Annotated in this window: 16 protein-coding genes; 9 read left to right on the forward strand and 7 right to left on the reverse strand. The window is 47.7% G+C overall.

Translation table 11 applies throughout. The features are described from left to right. Positions 1-1029, forward strand: a 1029-nt coding sequence (locus L4D06_RS22545) for a TRAP transporter large permease (protein WP_429741485.1), incomplete at its 5' end; no start/stop codon positions are given. Positions 1030-1239: 210 nt separating this feature from the next. Here L4D06_RS22545 and L4D06_RS22550 read toward each other — a convergent pair. The 3 genes from L4D06_RS22550 to L4D06_RS22560 all read right to left on the reverse strand — a co-directional run bounded on the left by L4D06_RS22550 (position 1240) and on the right by L4D06_RS22560 (position 4905). Further along, positions 1240-2043 carry an IclR family transcriptional regulator gene (locus L4D06_RS22550; protein WP_429741583.1) on the reverse strand — a complete coding sequence of 268 codons (804 nt, stop codon included), beginning with the start codon at positions 2041-2043 and terminating at the stop codon, positions 1240-1242. Between the two features lie 124 nt (positions 2044-2167). Further along, positions 2168-3925, reverse strand: coding sequence for a cobaltochelatase CobT-related protein (locus L4D06_RS22555; protein ID WP_429741487.1), 1758 nt, complete (start codon positions 3923-3925; stop codon positions 2168-2170). Beyond that, positions 3922-4905: an AAA family ATPase gene (locus L4D06_RS22560; protein WP_429741489.1), complete on the reverse strand. Its 984-nt coding sequence runs from the start codon at positions 4903-4905 to the stop codon at positions 3922-3924. The genes L4D06_RS22555 and L4D06_RS22560 overlap by 4 nt, the downstream gene beginning before the upstream one ends. A 209-nt stretch (positions 4906-5114) precedes the next feature. Between L4D06_RS22560 and xsc the strand changes: the two genes are divergently transcribed. From xsc to L4D06_RS22600, 8 genes are all read left to right on the forward strand, one after another. Further along, positions 5115-6926, forward strand: coding sequence for a sulfoacetaldehyde acetyltransferase (xsc, locus tag L4D06_RS22565; protein WP_429741491.1), 1812 nt, complete (start codon positions 5115-5117; stop codon positions 6924-6926). Positions 6927-7109: 183 nt separating this feature from the next. Further along, the gene (locus tag L4D06_RS22570) at positions 7110-7511 is read left to right on the forward strand and encodes a nuclear transport factor 2 family protein (RefSeq protein ID WP_429741585.1); all 402 of its coding nucleotides are present in this window, start codon (positions 7110-7112) and stop codon (positions 7509-7511) included. Positions 7512-7552: 41 nt separating this feature from the next. Then, on the forward strand, positions 7553-9004 hold the full coding sequence (locus L4D06_RS22575) for an NAD(P)/FAD-dependent oxidoreductase (protein WP_429741493.1): 1452 nt from the start codon (positions 7553-7555) through the stop codon (positions 9002-9004). Between the two features lie 219 nt (positions 9005-9223). After that, positions 9224-10222: a TRAP transporter substrate-binding protein gene (locus tag L4D06_RS22580; RefSeq protein WP_274164290.1), complete on the forward strand. Its 999-nt coding sequence runs from the start codon at positions 9224-9226 to the stop codon at positions 10220-10222. A gap of 84 nt (positions 10223-10306) precedes the next feature. Further along, on the forward strand, positions 10307-10852 hold the full coding sequence (locus L4D06_RS22585; RefSeq protein ID WP_429741495.1) for a TRAP transporter small permease: 546 nt from the start codon (positions 10307-10309) through the stop codon (positions 10850-10852). Between the two features lie 45 nt (positions 10853-10897). Then, the gene (locus L4D06_RS22590) at positions 10898-12238 is read left to right on the forward strand and encodes a TRAP transporter large permease (protein ID WP_429741497.1); all 1341 of its coding nucleotides are present in this window, start codon (positions 10898-10900) and stop codon (positions 12236-12238) included. A gap of 91 nt (positions 12239-12329) precedes the next feature. Continuing rightward, positions 12330-13361, forward strand: coding sequence for a phosphate acetyltransferase (gene pta / locus L4D06_RS22595; protein WP_429741499.1), 1032 nt, complete (start codon positions 12330-12332; stop codon positions 13359-13361). After that, positions 13358-14155: an FRG domain-containing protein gene (locus L4D06_RS22600; protein ID WP_429741500.1), complete on the forward strand. Its 798-nt coding sequence runs from the start codon at positions 13358-13360 to the stop codon at positions 14153-14155. The genes pta and L4D06_RS22600 overlap by 4 nt, the downstream gene beginning before the upstream one ends. Before the next feature lie 239 nt (positions 14156-14394). Here L4D06_RS22600 and ompV read toward each other — a convergent pair whose 3' ends face one another. From ompV to L4D06_RS22620, 4 genes are all read right to left on the reverse strand, one after another. Continuing rightward, entirely contained in the window at positions 14395-15171 is a 777-nt protein-coding gene (ompV, locus tag L4D06_RS22605; protein ID WP_274164285.1) for an outer membrane protein OmpV, read from the reverse strand. A gap of 104 nt (positions 15172-15275) precedes the next feature. Further along, positions 15276-16580, reverse strand: a complete 1305-nt coding sequence (locus L4D06_RS22610) for an ATP-binding protein (RefSeq protein WP_274164284.1) — start codon at positions 16578-16580, stop codon at positions 15276-15278. Between the two features lie 2 nt (positions 16581-16582). Continuing rightward, positions 16583-17323 carry a response regulator gene (locus L4D06_RS22615; protein WP_429741503.1) on the reverse strand — a complete coding sequence of 247 codons (741 nt, stop codon included), beginning with the start codon at positions 17321-17323 and terminating at the stop codon, positions 16583-16585. A 201-nt stretch (positions 17324-17524) separates the two neighbouring features. Next, the gene (locus tag L4D06_RS22620) at positions 17525-18496 is read right to left on the reverse strand and encodes an AraC-like ligand-binding domain-containing protein (RefSeq protein WP_429741505.1); all 972 of its coding nucleotides are present in this window, start codon (positions 18494-18496) and stop codon (positions 17525-17527) included. Positions 18497-18707: the final 211 nt, after the last annotated feature.

The following is an 18707-nucleotide window of genomic DNA, read 5'->3' on the forward strand; positions in this document are numbered from 1 at the left end:
ATATTAGGGTGGGTGAGAGGGGGCTTGGGCATGGCAACCATTGGTGCGTGTGGCATGTTCGCGGCCATTTCAGGCTCCAACGCGGGTACAACGGCAACGATCGGCTCCATCATGCAACCCGAAATGGCAAAGAACAATTACGATGAACGCTTCGCAGCTGCTACTGCAGCGGCAGGGGGAACGGTGGGGATCATTATCCCGCCGAGTATCATCTTTATCGTTTATGGCTTCTTATTGGATCTCTCCATCAGTGACTTGTTCGTCGGTGGCATGCTGCCGGGATTACTCATGGTGATCGCCATGCAGTTAGCGTGTTACGTGGTCTGTAAGAAAAACGGTTGGGGGAATTTAATCAAATTTGAACCCAAGCGTATTCTGAAAACTGGCTTGAAAGCCTACCTTGGCATCATTGCTATCGGTATCGTGATATACGGCATTTATTCGGGTGCGTTTTCTCCTACAGAAGCCGCAGGTGTAACTGTCGGGTTTTGTTTGATAGCCGGTGTGCTTATCACGCGCCAAATTAAGCTGCGTGAACTGCCGAACATCTTACTTCGCTCCGGGCAAATCACAGGCATGCTAGCGCCTTTGATTGCGGTGTCGGTGGTGATGCAGCAGTTGCTGTCATTGCTGGGGGCGGGCGAAGTGGTGCGAGGGTGGATGTCAGCGATTGGCGATCCCACTTTTGTGTTGATTGCCTGCATGATGTTGGTGCTGTTGGCGGGAACCGTGTTAGAAAGCCTGCCAAATACCATCATTCTTGCGCCCATCCTTGCGCCAATTGCTTACAGCGTGGGTGTCGATCCTATTCACTTTGCGGTGATCTTCTTGGTCGGTGATGCCATTGGCTTTATCACGCCGCCTTATGGGTTGAACCTGTACGTTGCCAGCGGAATAACAGGAATACCCTATTTCACCATTGTGAAATATGTACTGCCGTATCTGTTTGCACTCATGGTCGCGTGGATGATCATTGCCTTCTGGCCGCCACTTTCTACCTACTTGGTGCAGTTTTCGGCGGTAGGTTAGGTAACTTCGATAGGTGATTTGGCTTCCTGCATCATTGAGTATCACCACAATGAAAAACGGCGCTGTATGACAGCGCCGTTTTAGCTTTGAGGCTTAGCTTTGAGGTTTAGCTTCGAAGTGTTTCTCAAAGCGTTGCTGGAACCCTTGTTCGAAGCGATTTCTGCATTTTGCTTTTTCTTCTTTCTTCTTCTTTCTTCTGTCCCATGAGTGTTACCTGTCATCGCCCCAGCTTTCGTCTTCAATCTTTGCAAATGCGAGAGAAGCCCTTTGCAGTGCTGGCAAGAAATGTAATGCCTGATCGGCCTTGAGGCGCATGATAGGGGCCTGAATAGCAACAGCGAGGTTTGACCTTCCGCGTTTAGACGGCACCAGAACGGCTACACACAATAATCCAGGCAAGAATTCTTCATTGTCGATTCCATAGCCGCACGCTTTGACGTTTTCTAATTCTTTCTCCAGAGATGACATATCAATGATTGTTTTCTCGGTGAAAGCTGTCAGTTCTGCGTTACTAAGCAGTCTACGGCGCTGGGAAGGGGCCATATTTGCTAGAAACAATTTACCTGTTGCCGAACAGTGAACTGGTACCTTAGAGCCTGGATGCAAATGGAAACGCAAAGGTGCTTCTGTTTCTACACGGTCGACGTAAATGACTTCACCACCAGACAAAGAGGTGAGGTTGCAGCTTTCGCCAACCTCATCCCGCAATTGGCTTAACACTTGGTGTCTGGCGCTGTGAGTTGTTGAATTTAACAACACATCTTCAGCCAGATGACGTAATCTCGCGCCGCTTCCATAGTGGCGCTCGTCGCCGTCACGTTGAATGATACCTGCGCTTTCAAGCTGCTGAAGCATTCTATGCAGTGAAGGTTTGGGAATATTGGTTTCTTCGGTGAGATCTTGCAATGAGAAGAATTCGTCTTTTTTTGCAATAATTTCCAGCAAAGAGAATAATCGTAATGTTGGTGTATCACCGTCTAAAACGGCCAAATCGGATTTTTTACTGTTTGTCATGGTTATCCCTTCCTCCATACCCGCCATGTATATCAGAGTTTCGGAAAATGACAATAAATCATCTTGGAAAATGAAATCTGTTGCCATTTTTGCCATGTATTCACGTAGATATTCGCTGGTTAGCTTACTTTTGCGAATTCCGCCGTTTTACTCGTGTCTCCCTAACTGACGCCGTAATGTGCGTGATGACGTCGTTAAACGTTGCACTATCRGGCTCGAAATCAACATTTAAGGTTAAGTTTTTAGAGTAGAAGCGGCTAAGGTCTGTACCAACACCGATTGCAGCAATGATGTCACCCTGTTTTTCCCTTTGTGCGATGACCTGCCTGAGGTGGTTGTCTAAATAGAAATCATCATTGGTCAGGTTAGTCGCCGTATCCATGGGGCTGCCATCAGATATCACCAGCAATACATGTCTTGAGGCATCTATTTGATTCGACCTTGCCGATGCCCATTCAATCGCTTCGCCATCAATTCCTTCACGGAAAATGTCTCTCTTCATCAGTGCGGCAAGGTTTTTAGAGCCCTGACGCCAATGTGTTTTGGCATCTTTAAAGATCAAATGGCAAACTTCGTTCATTCTGCCTGGCATCGCCTGCCTGCTGGTCATTAACCATTGTTTGTAAGGTCGCCCACCATTCCATGCGTGGGTTGTGTATCCAAGAACCTCAGTAGCCACGCCAGCAATGCCAAGCGCCCTGACCAGCCCATCAACGAGATGGATAATATTTTCCATGTGCTGTTTCATGGAGCCTGAGCAGTCAATGAGTATGGTGACAGCGCTATCAGGACGTTCAACGAAGTGTTCTTTAATAAATACGCGCTTTTCCATAGGGGATGAGACAACCTGTGGAAGGCGACTGCCATCGATGTATCCTTCTTCTTCCTCGAATTGCCAACCGTCCCGTGTTTGTTGGTTTAAACAAAGCAGCAGTCTTCTAGCAATTTCCCGAAGGTTAAGTCCCAAATGAGCAAAACGTTTATCAAGGCGTGATCGAAATTCTGCAAGCTGTACTTTTCTCACCAAACTGCATGCTTCAACCTCGGAATCAAACTCGCGGCTAAATATTTGATATTGATGACGATGTGCCACAAAGGACTTGCTGTTTCCTCCTGTGGCTGAAGAGCAGGTGTTTTCAGTATCAATGTCTGCGTTGAGTAATAGCGGAAATGCGCTGAGTATTTGATGTGTTTTATTTTCGTCGTCCTCATCTCGCAGGCATTCGTTCACCATGTCGGACACTTTTTCGGCCAGTGATAATGCATGCCGCCCAAAGTCTCTTTGGTTGTATTTGTTGCGACGAAGACCGGATAATTCTGTACCTAGGCTGGTCACAATACCGGCGCGGGTCGCTTCAATTAAGTCTTCAATCTCTGGGTCGATAGGCATTGAAAAAAGGCGTGACCGAACAATTTGAATCACGGTGAATAGTAAGATACCGAGCTTTGACTCCATGAGGCTTGCATGCAATGCCAGTCTGCTCCATGTATCAAAACGATGGCGAATATTTTGTTGGGTACCCAACTGGCTGCCGTCGCTGAACAAAGCCTCGGTGCGAAATTGCTCCAGTAGGTCGAATAACATTCGCGCCAAAGATTCGGCTGGCATTGTTGATTGATAAAGATCTGCATCACTGAACAAAAGGCGTGATGAAATAGCGTCGGCCCGCCCGCGCTGTGCTTGCGCATCATGGGAAAGATCATCAGCCTGTAAGTGAGCGGCTGAGATCGGCATATACACCGCACCATTGTAAAACTGCTCACCACGAAGCTTGAGCTCCGAGTTGCCCGTTTCTGAGCGGATGGTCGCTAGCGTGAGCTCCCGTCTACGCTGTTGGGCGCGGGTAAAAGGTGCGGGTTCGGAGTGGTGAGCGCGACTCATCTTTCAGTGCCCGTTAAAGCAGAGTCTTCCTCTAAGATTTCCTCATTGAAACAACGTTGATAAAGCTCGTTGATGATTGGCCATTCGGCTTCATCACATTTGTTTAGGAAGGTAAGACGAAAGGCAACTTTCGGGTCTGTGAAGATTTCGCAATTCTCCGCCCATGTAATCACTGTTCGTGGCGACATTAACGTTGATGTATCACCGGTTGAAAACGCTTGGCGCGTGAGGTTCGCAAGTTCAACCATTTGTGCCACCAGCTTTCGTCCGCGCTCAGTATTGTTGGACGGAACACGAGCTAAAACTATTTTGGCTTCTGCTTTCGGTTTGAGGTAATTGAGTGTCACGACGAGGTTCCATCGGTCGATTTGCGCTTGATTTAATACCTGAGTGCCATGATAAAGGCCCTGCAAATTACCTAAACCGACAGTGTTGGCTGTGGCAAAAAGACGAAATGAAGGATGCGGCTCTATCACTCTGTTTTTATCTGTCATGACGAGCTTTCCATCTTTTTCAAGCAAGCGCTGAATGACAAACATCACGTCAGGCCTTCCGGCATCATACTCGTCGAGGATCAGCGCGATAGGTCGGCTCGCTGACCAAGGTAGAATGCCATCTTGGAATTCAGTGACCTGCTTTTCATCTCGAATAACCAAAGTATCTTTTCCTACCAAGTCCAATCGGCTGATATGCCCGTCAAGGTTGATTCTCATGCAAGGCCAGTTAAGCCGGGCTGCAATTTGCTCAATGTGGGTGGATTTACCCGTGCCATGTAGCCCTTGAATCAGTGTTCTTCGGTTGTGAGCGAAGCCCGCGAGAATAGCCGTGGTCACTTCTGGATTGAACACATAGTCAGGGTCAATTTTGGGTACCAATTCACTGGTATTAGAAAACGCGGGTACAAGTAAATGCGTATCGATACCGAATACTTCTTTGGCAGACACCAGAATATCGGGCCCTTGTAACATTGTGGTCTCCATTGCTCCTCCTTCAATAATCCTTTCAGCAAGCGTTTGTGCCTCCTGCTTTACCAACGACACCATTTCTCGGTGGTGAGACTTACGAAATAAAACATTCCGCTATTAAATTTATTTATTGACCAATCCCAAAACATGGCATTAACTGGATGTTAAATTCCGTATAACGAAACATTTAATTCCATTTTATGAAATTTGGCAAGGAGAACATAATGAGTGAATCATCAGGGCGTACTGTTGTTGAAGGTCCAACTAAGATGACGCCATCAGAAGCATTTGTGGAAACACTGGTCGCAAACAACGTCACAACGATGTTTGGCATCATGGGATCTGCGTTCATGGATGCGATGGATATCTTTGCGCCTGCTGGGATTCAGATGATCCCAGTGGTGCATGAGCAAGGTGCAGCACATATGGCAGATGGCTACTCACGTGTGTCTGGAAATCATGGGGTGGTGATTGGTCAGAATGGCCCAGGGATCAGTAACTGTGTTACCGCGATTGCGGCGGCTTACTGGGCGCACAGCCCTGTGGTGGTGATCACACCAGAAACAGGAACCACGACCATGGGGTTGGGAGGATTCCAAGAGTGTAACCAACTCCCGATGTTTCAGGAATTCACTAAATACCAAGGACATGTCACTCACCCAGCAAGAATGGCGGAGTACACAGGGCGTTGTTTTGATAGAGCCATGAGCGAAATGGGCCCTACGCAGTTGAATATTCCACGCGACTACTTTTATGGCGAAATTACCTGTGAAATTCCGAAACCAGCCCGCTTAGATCGGGGCGCTGGTGGCGAGAGTAGTTTGAATGAAGCAGCAGATATCCTTGCTGAAGCCAAGTTCCCTTTGATCATTTCTGGTGGCGGCGTCGTGATGGCAGATGCTGTTGAAGAATGTAAAGCACTGGCTGAGCGTTTGGGTGCACCAGTGGTAAATAGCTACCTGCACAATGATTCATTCCCCGCTTCACATCCGCAGTGGTGTGGCCCGTTGGGTTACCAAGGTTCAAAAGCAGCAATGAAATTGATCGCTCAAGCGGATGTTGTGATTGCGCTGGGCTCACGCCTTGGGCCATTTGGGACCTTGCCACAACACGGCCTTGATTACTGGCCGCAGAACGCCAAAATCATCCAGATTGATGCTGACAACAAAATGCTGGGATTGGTGAAGAAAATTTCAGTCGGTATCTGTGGTGATGCGAAAGCGGCTGCGGTGGCACTGACCGAGCGCTTAAGTAGCCGAGATCTGGCATGTGATAGCAATAAAGAAGAGCGACTTGGCATCATGAAACAGGAAAAAGATGCTTGGGAAAAAGAGCTGGACGAGTGGACGCATGAAAAAGACGCTTTCAGCCTCGACATGATTGAGCATAACGCAAATGAAACGCCATTTTCCGGTGGCGAATATCTCCACCCCCGCCAAGTTCTGCGTGAGCTAGAAAAAGCCATGCCTGAAGATGTCATGGTTTCTACAGATATTGGCAACATTAACTCCATTGCCAATAGCTACTTAAGATTCGAGAAGCCCCGCAGTTTCTTCGCGGCAATGAGTTTCGGTAATTGTGGGTACGCGTTCCCAACCATCATTGGCGCCAAAATGGCGGCGCCAGACAGACCTGCTATTTCTTACGCTGGTGATGGCGCTTGGGGAATGAGTCTGATTGAAACCATGACCTGTGTGCGACACCACATTCCCGTAACGGCAGTGGTTTTCCATAACCGTCAGTGGGGCGCAGAGAAAAAGAACCAAGTTGATTTCTACAACCGTCGCTTTGTTGCGGGTGAGTTGGATAACGAAAGCTTCGCAGAAATTGCACGCGCTATGGGGGCGGAAGGTGTCACTGTAGATCGTTTGGAAGATGTTGGCCCAGCACTTAAAACCGCGATCGACAAACAGATGAACGAAGGGAAAACCACCGTGATTGAGATCATGTGTACACAGGAGTTGGGAGACCCATTCCGTCGCGATGCGCTCTCTACCCCTGTTCGCTTCCTCGAAAAGTATCAGGATTACGTTTAACCGGATGTCGCGAAGTCGACAGCACCGAGAGAGAAAACTCATTAAATAGAGAGTGAATGTTTGGCCGAGTGCGCTCGGCCAGAGCTCTCTTAAAAATTAACCCGAGACAGATTTCAAATATAACAAGGTTCAGCTTAAAGCGCTGACCGCGGATGAAAAAGGAGTTTTAACGTGAACAATTCTATGACTCAGGGAAACCCTGATTCCATCACCACCGACTTTTTGGACGCATTTTCGAAAGCGTGGAATGACCATGATGTTGAAGCACTAATGACATTTATGACGGATGACTGTGTTTTTCTTACGGCCGCCGGTAGTGAACTGCAAGGCACCACTATTTCGGGGTTTGATGCCGTCCGCGATGCATTCGAACAAGTGTGGAAAACCTTTCCTGATGTGTGTTGGAAAGATGCAGAGCACACGATTTTATCCGGGGACAAAGCCATCACTGAGTCTACTTTTTGCGCGACAAAACCAGATGGCAGCCGGATAGAAGCGCGTATGGTGGATGTGTTTACTCTCCATGGCGGCAAGATTGCAGTAAAAAATGCCTTCCGCAAAGACAGACCTGCCTTAGTGGTTTGATTGTTGTTGGGATTCTTTAGCAATTGATATCGGAGCAAGCAATGGAATCAGCCACTCAAGAGATATCTGGTGTCGAAAATGAGCTCTCCCGTTCCCCGACTCCAGCAACTGATGCTTATGACCCAGCCTACGATCCCCTTGTGGATACGACGCCGGGCAAGGGTAGGGATTATTCTCCTTCATATTGGATTGGTACTGCCGGTGCGCCGCCGGAAGACGATGGCCCGCTCCCCGGTGATACTGATGCCGATGTGGTGATCGTCGGTTCGGGGTTTACCGGACTGACCGCAGCTATTTTTCTGGCAGAAAACTATGGCATTAAAGCGACTGTTTTAGAGGCGAACCGCACCAGTTGGGGATGTAGCACCAGAAATGGCGGACAGGCTCAATGCGCTTCTGGCCGGTTAAAGCGCTCACAGTGGATTGAGCGATGGGGGTTAGATACGGCGCTTCGCATGCATCAAGAGTGTGTAGATGGCATGGAAACGTTCAAATCGCTGATCAAAGACATCGATTGTGATCCCCAGCCGGGCGGACATCTCTATATTGCCCACCGTGCGAAGGTGATGCCAAGGCTAGTAAAAGAGGCTCAACTGCTTCGAAAAACGTTTAATTATGATGCTCAAATCTTTGATGCCCAGACGGTCAAAGAGCAATACGTCAACGATGTGGAAGCTGCAGGGGCGTTGCATGAACCTGAGGGGATTGGCATACATGCGGGAAAACTGGCCTTTGGTTATTTGAAAAAGGCACGTGCGTTAGGCGTGAAAGTGCACCCCGCCAGTCCAGTTACCGGGTGGGAGACACGAAAAGGCATCCACTACCTGCAAACACCGCATGGCACGGTAAAAGCGCAAAGCGTAGGGATTGCAACGGGGGGCTATACCTCTCAATCCCTGCACCCTCAGCTGAAAAACCGTCTGTTGCCCATACTGTCGAATTCCATGGTCACCCGGCCTTTAACACCGTCAGAAATAGAGGCGTGCAATTTCAGAACAACGCAGATCATCACAGACACTCGTATCCTTCGGCATTACTACCGGTTACTTCCGGATAACCGACTACAGATTGGCTCGCGTAGCGCCATTACCGGTTTCGAAGCGCCCAAGCAGAAGTACGAGAACAAGTTGTACGCGGATATGGTTCGAAAATTCCCCGCCTTGAAGGGTATCAGTATCGACTACTCATGGTGGGGCTGGGTTGATGTGAGCCATGACATGATGCCAAGAATCTTCCAGCCAAACGAATCCGAGACCCTCTATTACGCATTGGGTTATGGCGGCAATGGCGTGATGTACTCCGCGCAGGCGGGCAAGCGGCTAGCGCAGTGGATTGCGGGTGATACCAAAGATCTCAATCTTCCTATTTTCCAGTCAAAGTTACCTTATCCAAATGTGAGGGAGCTTGTTGAATCAGAACACTTCGCGCCGTTTCGACGGCTTGGGCAGCGATTCTTATACCGTTGGTATCACTTAAAAGACGAAGTGCTTTAGTGACATACGCAAATGCATTCGAATCGCAACTTGATAAGCGCTCGCTGCAGCGCACCTGCTTGATGGAGCCAAGCATGAAGCCAAACCCGCTGTAAACGGAGAATTCAGTTGGTTTGGGACAATAACACCGAAATCTAGCGCAACGTTTTGCCGCCTGCATTGGGTGGCTGGCACCCGAGGAAAGTCAGAACCAATACATTAATTAAAGAGGTTAAGAGCATGAAATTAATTCGTAGTAACGTCCTCGCTATTGTCACAGCTTTCAGCTTGGCGCTGACAGCCCCGCAGTTATACGCTCAAACATTTAAAATGGCGCTGGGTGATGGTGCTGGTGGTACACAGTGGGAATTGGGTAAAACGTTTGCTGAAAAACTTAGTGATAAAACGAATGGTAAAGCGAAGGTTGATCTTTTTCCCAATGGCCAATTAGGTACCGAGCAAGACACAGTTAACAATGCAGCTATCGGCTTGCTTGATTTCTCTGTATTAGCCATCAACAACGTGACGCCTTTTTCTCCAACCGTTGGCTTGTTGACGATGCCTTATGTGATTCAGTCAGCCGAAGAGGCGAGACTGCTGACACAAGGCGATATCGGCAAAGAGCTTGTGGAGAACACAATACGTGATGCAGGCGTCAGAATTATTGGTTGGGCTTATTCGGGTTTCCGCGTTCTCACTAACTCTAAACGGCCTGTCAAAACGCCTGAAGATCTAAAAGGTCTGGTGATCCGTGTTCCCCGCAATGAAATCATGATTGCTTCCTATCAGGCGCTGGGTATTAACCCTACACCCATGGCGTGGTCAGAAACCTTTACCGGCCTTCAACAAGGTGTGGTCGACGGTCAGGATAACCCTTACATCACTATTTCTGCTATGAAATTCAATGAAGTACAGAAGTATGTGACCAATATCCGTTATATCTTCTCGATGGAGCCTCTTATCATCAGTGAGTCGGTCTTCCAGGACCAATCACCTGAAATGCAAAAGGCGATTTTGGAAGCTGGTCAGGAATCCACGGTGCATAGCTTTGAGTTTCTTCAAAATACGGAAGATCGTATCAAGAATGAGTTGGTAGCAAAAGGCATGGAAATCGTCGAGCCGGCTAATAACGAAAAGGAATGGATTGAGAGCGTAACAACCGTTGTTTGGCCTAAGTTCTACAGCAGCATTGGTGGTAAAGAAAAACTGGATAACGCACTGAAACAGCTCGGTCGATAATGGAAATATCCGTCGGGCACGGAATGTGTCCGATGGGTTAACGATTGAACTCACCTTTGAAGCCTGAACGTTGAGAATAAGAGCATGTCGATATTGTTAACAGTGCGTCGTCACCTAAACAGAATTGAAGAATACATCTGCTGCTTGTTTCTAGCGGTGTTTGTCACGCTGTTGTTTACGCAGATTCTAGTACGACAGTTTTTTCAATACTCCATCCCTTGGGGAGATGAAGTCGCGACCTATTTGTTTGTTTGGTTTACCTATTTAGGTGCTGTTGTTGCAGCGAAAATGTCTGCTCATAACCGAGTCTCTTTTCACTTTAGCTACTTTCCACCCATTGTGAAAACCGTCTGCGAGACGATCGCCGATCTGCTCTGGATTGCCTTCAATCTGTATTTTGTTTACCTGAGTTATGACTTTGTTTTCAACAAGATGAACTTATTTTGGAAGTCTCAAACCACCGGTATCCCAATGAAGTATATCTACATGATTCTACCCATCGCGTTTTTACTGATGTCGATACGGATTCTATGGAATGTTATCGATCGTTTGAAAGGTATTGAACATGATGACCCAGAGGCAGAAGAGATCCGCAAGCTCAGCGAAGAAAAGATGGATAGTCCCAAGTAGCCATAGGCTCGGCAGTAACAAGATAGTGATAAGGGATTTGAACTTATGGAAGCTTATTTAACACTCATCTTATTTGGTGGTTTTTTAGTTCTGCTGGTGCTTGGTGCACCCATCACCGTTTCATTAGCCGGCGCGTCGATGGCAGCCTACCTGATTTTGGACAAAAACCCTATCGCACTGGTGCAAATCGCATTCACGTCTGTAGGGAACTTTCCACTGATGGCTCTGCCATCTTTTGTCTTGGCGGGAGCCTTGATGGAAGCGTCCGGTATATCACGCCGATTGGTCGATATTGCAGAAAACATGGCAGGCCCAGTGACTGGCGGGCTGGGAGCAGCAACGGTTTTTGCCTGTCTTTTCTTCGGCGCTATTTCCGGCTCAGGGCCAGCGACCACGGCAGCAGTGGGGATGCTGATGATACCTGCAATGGTAAAACGCGAATATGAAGCGAGCTACGCGTCAGCGGTGACAGCCGCAAGCGGCGGCTTGGGGATAATCATTCCTCCGTCCATTCCTATTGTCATTTTCGGTATCTCCGCGATGGGGCTGATGGCACCGCCAGAAGCGATATCCCTGCATGGCGAGTTCGATACTGTCTCCATTCCTAAGTTGTTTATTGCAGGTGTTATTCCCGGACTAATTATGGCAACAACCCTGATATTGACTAACTACTACATATCAAAACGTCGAGGCTACAAAGGGTTGATGGAATCCTGGTCTCTTCCTGATATCAACCAGTCGTTGCGTCGAGGTGTATGGTCCATCCTCGCGCCATTTCTGATATTGGGTGGCATCTATAGTGGTATTTTTACGCCAACTGAGTCGGCTGTGGTCGCGATTTTCTACTCGTTGTTTGTGGGGTTCTTTTTACATAAAGAACTGGAATTTAAGAATGTGCTTAAGTCTTTGACCACCACAACATGGATAACTGGCCGTGTTCTGTTGATTCTCTTCGCCGCCACGGTTTTTGGGCGTCTTCTTATCGAACAGCGAATTCCGGTTCATGTGGCTGATTCGCTATTGAGTGTGACTGACAACATGTACTTGGTTTGGGCCTTGACCATCATGCTACTGCTTTTTATTGGCATGTTTATGGAAACCCTGGCGGCCATCATGATCATTGTGCCCGTTCTACTGCCCATCATGTACATGCTGGGTGCAGATCCCACGCACGTTGGCATCGTAGTGATATGTACTTTGTCGATAGGATTTGCGACGCCGCCACTGGGAGAGAACATTTTTGTTGCGTCCGGTATCGGGGGAGCGAGTGTCGAGCAAATTACCTCAAAAATTCATCCCTTCGTTCTTGCCTCGGTGCTTGGTGTGTTTGTTATTGCCTTCTTCCCACAACTCACCCTATGGCTTCCTTCGCTAGTGGGGCCATAAAGAAGGGGCACATTGACATAAGCATTGTATAGAGATGTCTGGGCGTATGGATATTGGGGTTTGAAAAGTGATGTTAAGAGAGCTGTAAGCGATGAAAGCTTTAAACAATATTATTGAGAAAGCGAAGACGTTGGATTCAAAAATTGTGTTGTGTGAAGGCGATGATAAACGGATTCTCATCGCCGCCGCTCAGGCTCAACAAGGTGGAATTGCAAAGGTCGTTCTGGTCGGTGAAAGAGAGAAACTACAACTGGCCGCTGACGAGGCTAACGTTCAACTTGACGACTTTGAAGTCATTGACCCCCATTCTAGCCCACTCACCGCTTCGTTGTCTGAGCTGTATCTTACCCTTCGGGCAAAGAAAGGTGTGACGCCACAGCAAGCGTTGCAGGAAACGCTTAAGCCACTCAATTTTGCCAACCTCATGGTAGCCAAAGGGCTCGCTGACGGCTCAGTCGCTGGGGCAGTGCACACGACGAAAGATGTCGTTCGCAGCGCAATACAAATCATTGGATTGGATGGAACCAGCACGATTGTGTCGAGCTTCTTTCTCATGATGCTGTGCCAACCATTCCATACCATGAAAGGAGGATTGATTTTTTCAGACTGTGGGCTGGTGATTGACCCCTCTGATGAAGAACTGGCGAGCATTGCTATTGCAGCAGCGAAGAATGCAGAAACCTTACTTATGGAAAAACCGAAAGTCGCCATGYTGTCTTTTTCAACCAGCGGCAGTGCGCAGCACGAATCGGTCAGCAAGGTCGTCAGGGCTTCTCAACGGGTAAAGCAGCAGTTGCCGGACATTGCTATCGATGAGGATATCCAATTGGATGCGGCGATTGTCGCGGATATCGCGAAGAAGAAACTGCCTAACTCCAACGTGAAAGGGAAATCTAACGTCCTCATTTTCCCAAATCTAGAGGCGGGCAATATTTGCTACAAGCTGGCAGAGCGTGTCGGAGGAGCGGTTGCAATCGGCCCTTTGTTGCAAGGCTTGGCAAAACCAGCGAACGACTTATCAAGGGGCTGCAGCGTGGATGACATTGTTAACGTTATCGCGGTGACGGTCGTGCAAAAAGAGCTAAACAACTCAGTTGGCTACTCCAATGCGAGGGAATTATGAATCAGTTTAACTATATAGACTCACTATCTGCTTTTACGGCAGCGATTGAAGAGACTTCCGGCTCAAACGAAACAACGCTATTCAGAGGGCAGCCAAATATCCGCTGCAAATTGCTCCCCCAAGTGGCGCGCGGTCACACTAAAACCGCCGAAACAGAGGCCAAGATGCTCGCACATATCGCCAAGTATGGTTGCGACTATATCGATGTTGATAACCCTTCTACATGCCACCTGCTTATGAAAGCGCATAACGCGGGCTTGGAAACCCGTTTGTTGGACTGGACGATTAACCCTTATGAAGCGCTATGGTACGCCTGCCATAGCTCAGGCTCTCAGCCTCTTGTCTATGTGTTGAACACAGAAGATATTCCCCAGTTGGATATGGACGATGACCCCTTTGCGATTACACAAACACACATCATGCCTGTATACGGGAAAGCAGCAGACAAAAACAAAAGGCTAACTGTGCACGCCTCCACGCTTGTTCAGGGGCGCCCTCAATTCACTGCATTGGAGGAGGAAGAAGGAATGGCTGTCGCGTTGACTAAGCTCCCGATCATGCCAGACCTCAAAGTTAAGATTATTCAAGAGCTTAATGAGTTCGGTATCAATGAACATTCGATATACAACAACCTGTTCGGGCTTTGTCGCCATGTGAACTTAATGTACGACAATAATCCATTCGGTTGGATGCCGATGGATAACCGTTCTGCTGGCGCTGAGATGCAGGGCGAGGCAGCTGAGGATTTGCAGCAATTTGAGCAAAAGTACGTGTCCGATTTCGACTTTGATTGATGGGCAATACTGAGCCTTCTAAATGAGTTCCATACGAGTAGAAGCCCAACCAATGAAGAGTTTGTGATTGGTTCGCCAGCAGGAGAGTTTGCTAAGTAAGACGCGAACACCGATTTGAACTAGAAAAAGCCGCCGATGGAAGTCAGCGGCTTTTTTGTGCAAGTTGCCCCGTCCTAAATGAGGTCGGCATTTTTGCAACCAGAAACAGGAACTATGTTGCCGTCAGGCTTTTCCAAATTTTAGAAGTGATAGGCGATGGTTGCTCCAACCAGCCACTGGTTAGCGCTGTCAACAATAGGAGAGTCAGCAACGTCGCTGCCTAAACGTGTGTATAGCGTTGACTGTGTTAGGTTCCAGTTTTCACTGAGAGGGTAAATGAGCTTGTACCCTAACTCATAAGCCACACTGCTATCGCCTGTGTAGGCTGGGCGATTGGCTCGTGCTTCGTTTGGATTGACACCAAAGTAGTAGTCGACAAAATCTTTACTTTGCAGCATCACGCCGGCGAATGAGACCAAATCAGCATTACCGATGGTGACAATGTCAAAGTATCTTGCGCCGGCTATATATCCTTTATAGGCGCCCGACACATCGTGTTGGAAGTAGGTCGAAATCACGCCTGTCCCGAGTCTAAAGTCGACGTTTAAGCCGAGGTCGACACTTAAGTCTCGGTCATCCATGCCTTTTAGAAAGTCAGAGGTGTCATGGTCATATGCTATCCCGGGGCTGGTCAATAGGACTCCAACGTTTACCCGATCACTGTCTGTACCGTATACGCGATAGTTCGCGCCACTAAAGTCGACGTTAAAGTCTTCACCGTGGTAGCCAAAATTCAACACAGGAACAACTGAATCATCCTGTTCCTTGTAGAGGTCGCTGATGCCACCAATGCCTGCCTCCGCTATCCATGTGTTTTGTTTGGTGTATATATTGCCGTTCAATATATACGTGTCGCCCGCAGCCTGAACAGCAGAGGCTGCGGCAAGCGTTGAGAATAAAACTGCAATGTTTTTCATGATTCTGTCCTTGTTTGTGCGTCTAATGAACACCGTACAAAATCAATCAGACTGACAAAAGGATCAGTGTGTCATCAGTTGGTGATTACTTTGTGCTTACTTTGTCACTGATTGTCAGTGTCATGGTTTGGAATGGTAAGAACGAGTTTGGCACCGCCCGTGGAACCCTCTTCGAAGGTCGCCTTACCGTCATGTTTCTCAATGATCAGTTTAACGATTGCCAGCCCCAATCCGTGTCCCATGTTTGATTTGTTTCTTGAGGGGTCAATGCTAAAAAAGGGTTCAAAAAGGCGTTCTCGAAATTGTTCTGGAATACCGGGGCCATCGTCTTCGATGGTGATCTTAATGATTTGGGCATGCTGAGAACAACGCACTATCACGCTTGATACTGAGTAGCGCAGGGCATTGACTAGCACGTTTTCAATTGCTCGCTTTAGCAAGGTTTTGTCAGCCCAAAACGAGATGTCATGGTCAATCTTTGCGTCTATTTGGCGATTTTGAGGGTTAGGTAGGCGCTCAACCAAATGCGCTATAAATGGCTGGGCCGGAATATCCTCTTTGTTGATTGGTACGTCCTGACGACCCACTTTCGCGAAATATAGCAGTGCGTCGACCAACTGCTCCATCTCTTCTGTGTCTTCGATAATGCTCGCGAGTTTTTGTTTTAGCGCGGGTGACGTGGCCTCTTCATGAAGAATTTCTGCTTGCCACTGAATGCGAAAAATCGGTGTTCGAAGGTCATGGGCGACGGCCTGGGTGAGAGAGCGATTGCTGGTAATGAGTTGGGATATTTTTTCCGCCATTTCATTAAAGCTTTCGTTCATTTTTCCCACTCTGCTACCGCTGTTGGTGGGTGCTCGAACGTTTAAGTTACCCTTGGCGAATTCTGCGGTTACGTGTTGCAGGGCGCGTGTTCTGCGACCGATAAACCAGATAAGCCAGCTTGAGTAAATTAAGAAACCGAACGCAGTGAAAACAAAAAACAGTGAATCACTAAATTCAATTTTTTGTCTGACTAGGTTTGTGTCATCGGGGGCAATATGAAAGAAAGTGTCCGAGTGAGCAAAGGTGAGCCAAAGTGCCCGATTGTCGTCATAAAAGGAATAAGGGTGAGGCGGTGGATCCTGTGCGAAGTAGTTTTGTACCTCTTTAGGCGCAACATCTGTAGCCACAATATTCAAAGTACTGGCGGTGGATTCGGCATAGTTGGCAAGCAGTTGCGCAGTAAACTCGCTGCCCTGCGGTTCAGACAAGGTACTGAGGACATGGTGAAGTGCTGCAGCCTGCATGTCCTCCAATATATAGTCATAATCCGGATTGAGCTGGTATACAAAGTAGTCAAAAGCAAACAGACTGACAATAAAGAGAAAAAACAGTCCGATAAATGATTCAATATAAATTCGCCACATAGTTAAACGTTGTCTTGAAAGTCGTGCCAAGCATCAGGCACAAAAAGGTAGCCTTTTCCCCTCACGGTAATGATGCGACACGGAGAGGAGGGGTTGTCTCCGAGTTTTTTGCGCAAACTGACCACTTTGTTGTCAACGGTGCGATCCAGTCCATCGTATTCAATGCCTCTCACCGCAAGGGTGAGAGTGTCTCTGGATAACACCTTATCCGCTGATTCAGCAAGCAACCATAAAAGGTCAAACTCACTGTCTGATAAGGGGATATGCTTCTCTGCCAAGGCACATCGTTTACGAGATTTATTCAGTGTTAAGCTGCCATAAACCAAAGTGTTGAGTGCGATTGATGGCGAGTGTTCTGCTGTTTGGGTTTGCGTGTCTGTTCGACGTATCAACGCGCGCAACCGAGCCAGTAACACTCTCGGCTTTATCGGCTTGGTAACAAAGTCATCCGCGCCGATTTCGAGTGCAGCCACATGGTCAAAATCATCATCACTGGCTGTTAACATGAGTACTTTGCCAGAAAAGTGCGGCCGGATCTGTCGGCAGATTGTCAGACCATCGATATCAGGCAACATGAGGTCCAACATCACGATGTCGGGTTGCTCCGATAAAATAGCTGCAATTGCTGTTTCTCCTTGATCAAATGCCTGAACCTCGAAGTCTTGTTCCCTGAAATAAGAGGACAGGAGCTGACGAAGCTTATCATCATCTTCAACAATAAAAAGACGGGGAGTAGGTGTCATTTGACGTCCTTAATGCGCATGTAAACAATATGATCTATAAACTGTTTTAGCACAGCCTCAGCCATAAAGGGGTTATGAATTTTGAATGAGTAGACTGAAAGTGTCAGCAGGCCTGCGGGAGCTTTGGGCTAGTTCACTGTATTGCTCAGTCGATTTCCGAGCTTTATTATCGAAGCGATTTTGTAAGTTTCAAAATGCCCATCATTGACTGCCAAGCATTGCTTTCCTGTAATCTCTGGGTGAGCAACCAAACTGGTCACGAAAGGTGCGTGAGAAGTGCTGGAGGTTATTCTGACCCCACTTAAATGCAATTTCACTGATTCCTACTTTGGAGAAACGTTCATCCAAAAGATCGCTGGCGATTTTTTGCATTCGGCTCTCCCGGATAAACCCACACACGGTTTCTTCATTTCTTGCAAATACCTCACTAAGGCGACGTACTGACAACCCAAGGCTTTTCGCGATGTCTTCGCGGTTAAGGCTGGCATCTTGCAGGTTTGCAAGAATAAAGGATTTGGCGCGAATAAGGAGTTGTTGCTCTGGGTGGGACAATTCAACGCGCGAACCTCGAAGAGGCGCCAATGAAGTGGCAACGAGGTCTATCAATGTCTCTTGTAACAAGCGTTTACAGTCAGTGGTTTGGCTGTCGATAAGGGATGATATATTCAATGCAGTATTGGCGACCAAACGACCTAACTCAGACGTGCCATTAACAGGGATTGCCGTTAGCATGTTGGCATCGGGCAATCGGCTTAACAGTGCCTTCTTGGGAAACTTAATGACCAGCTGTTTGAAGTCTTCTTCCAGATCAATCGAGTAAATTTCTGTACTGCTATATAAGGTGAAATCGTAGCGGGAAAGTGGGGCAGTGCGTCCACATTGTTCAATAACAGAACGGTTGTTAAGTTGGATGCTTAATAGAAACTCTGCGTCCGTCGCACGTCCAATATCTTCAGTGCGTCTGATAACTTTGTGCTTTGACCCAGACACAAAAGAGAGGTCAATAATATCATGGCGAGAGAGCTCAATTCGGCCTTTAAAGTGTTTTTGATAAAGGGTTTCGCAGCCTAAATTGACATAAGCATCACACACTGACTCTCGCCAAAAAGCGAATTTTTCACTTTGGTGACAAGCGTTTGTGTCATATGTAAACCTCTTGACGATACTACTCATCCATCATCTCTCTTTCTATCCCTACCTTTACGTTGTAACACTAAAATCAAAACTGACACTGTCTCAAATTTGAGCCAATTTGCTCGCTGCCCTTTACGACAAATAAGGCCGCCTTCCTGAGCAAGCAATCCTTATGTACGCCGTTTAGTGTTTAAAAGCCCCATCGTAAGGCTCTGGTTTTCACCACTCGCCAGATACCCCTTATTGATTT

This window comes from Enterovibrio makurazakiensis (genome assembly GCF_050336585.1).
Classification (GTDB): domain Bacteria; phylum Pseudomonadota; class Gammaproteobacteria; order Enterobacterales; family Vibrionaceae; genus Enterovibrio; species Enterovibrio gelatinilyticus.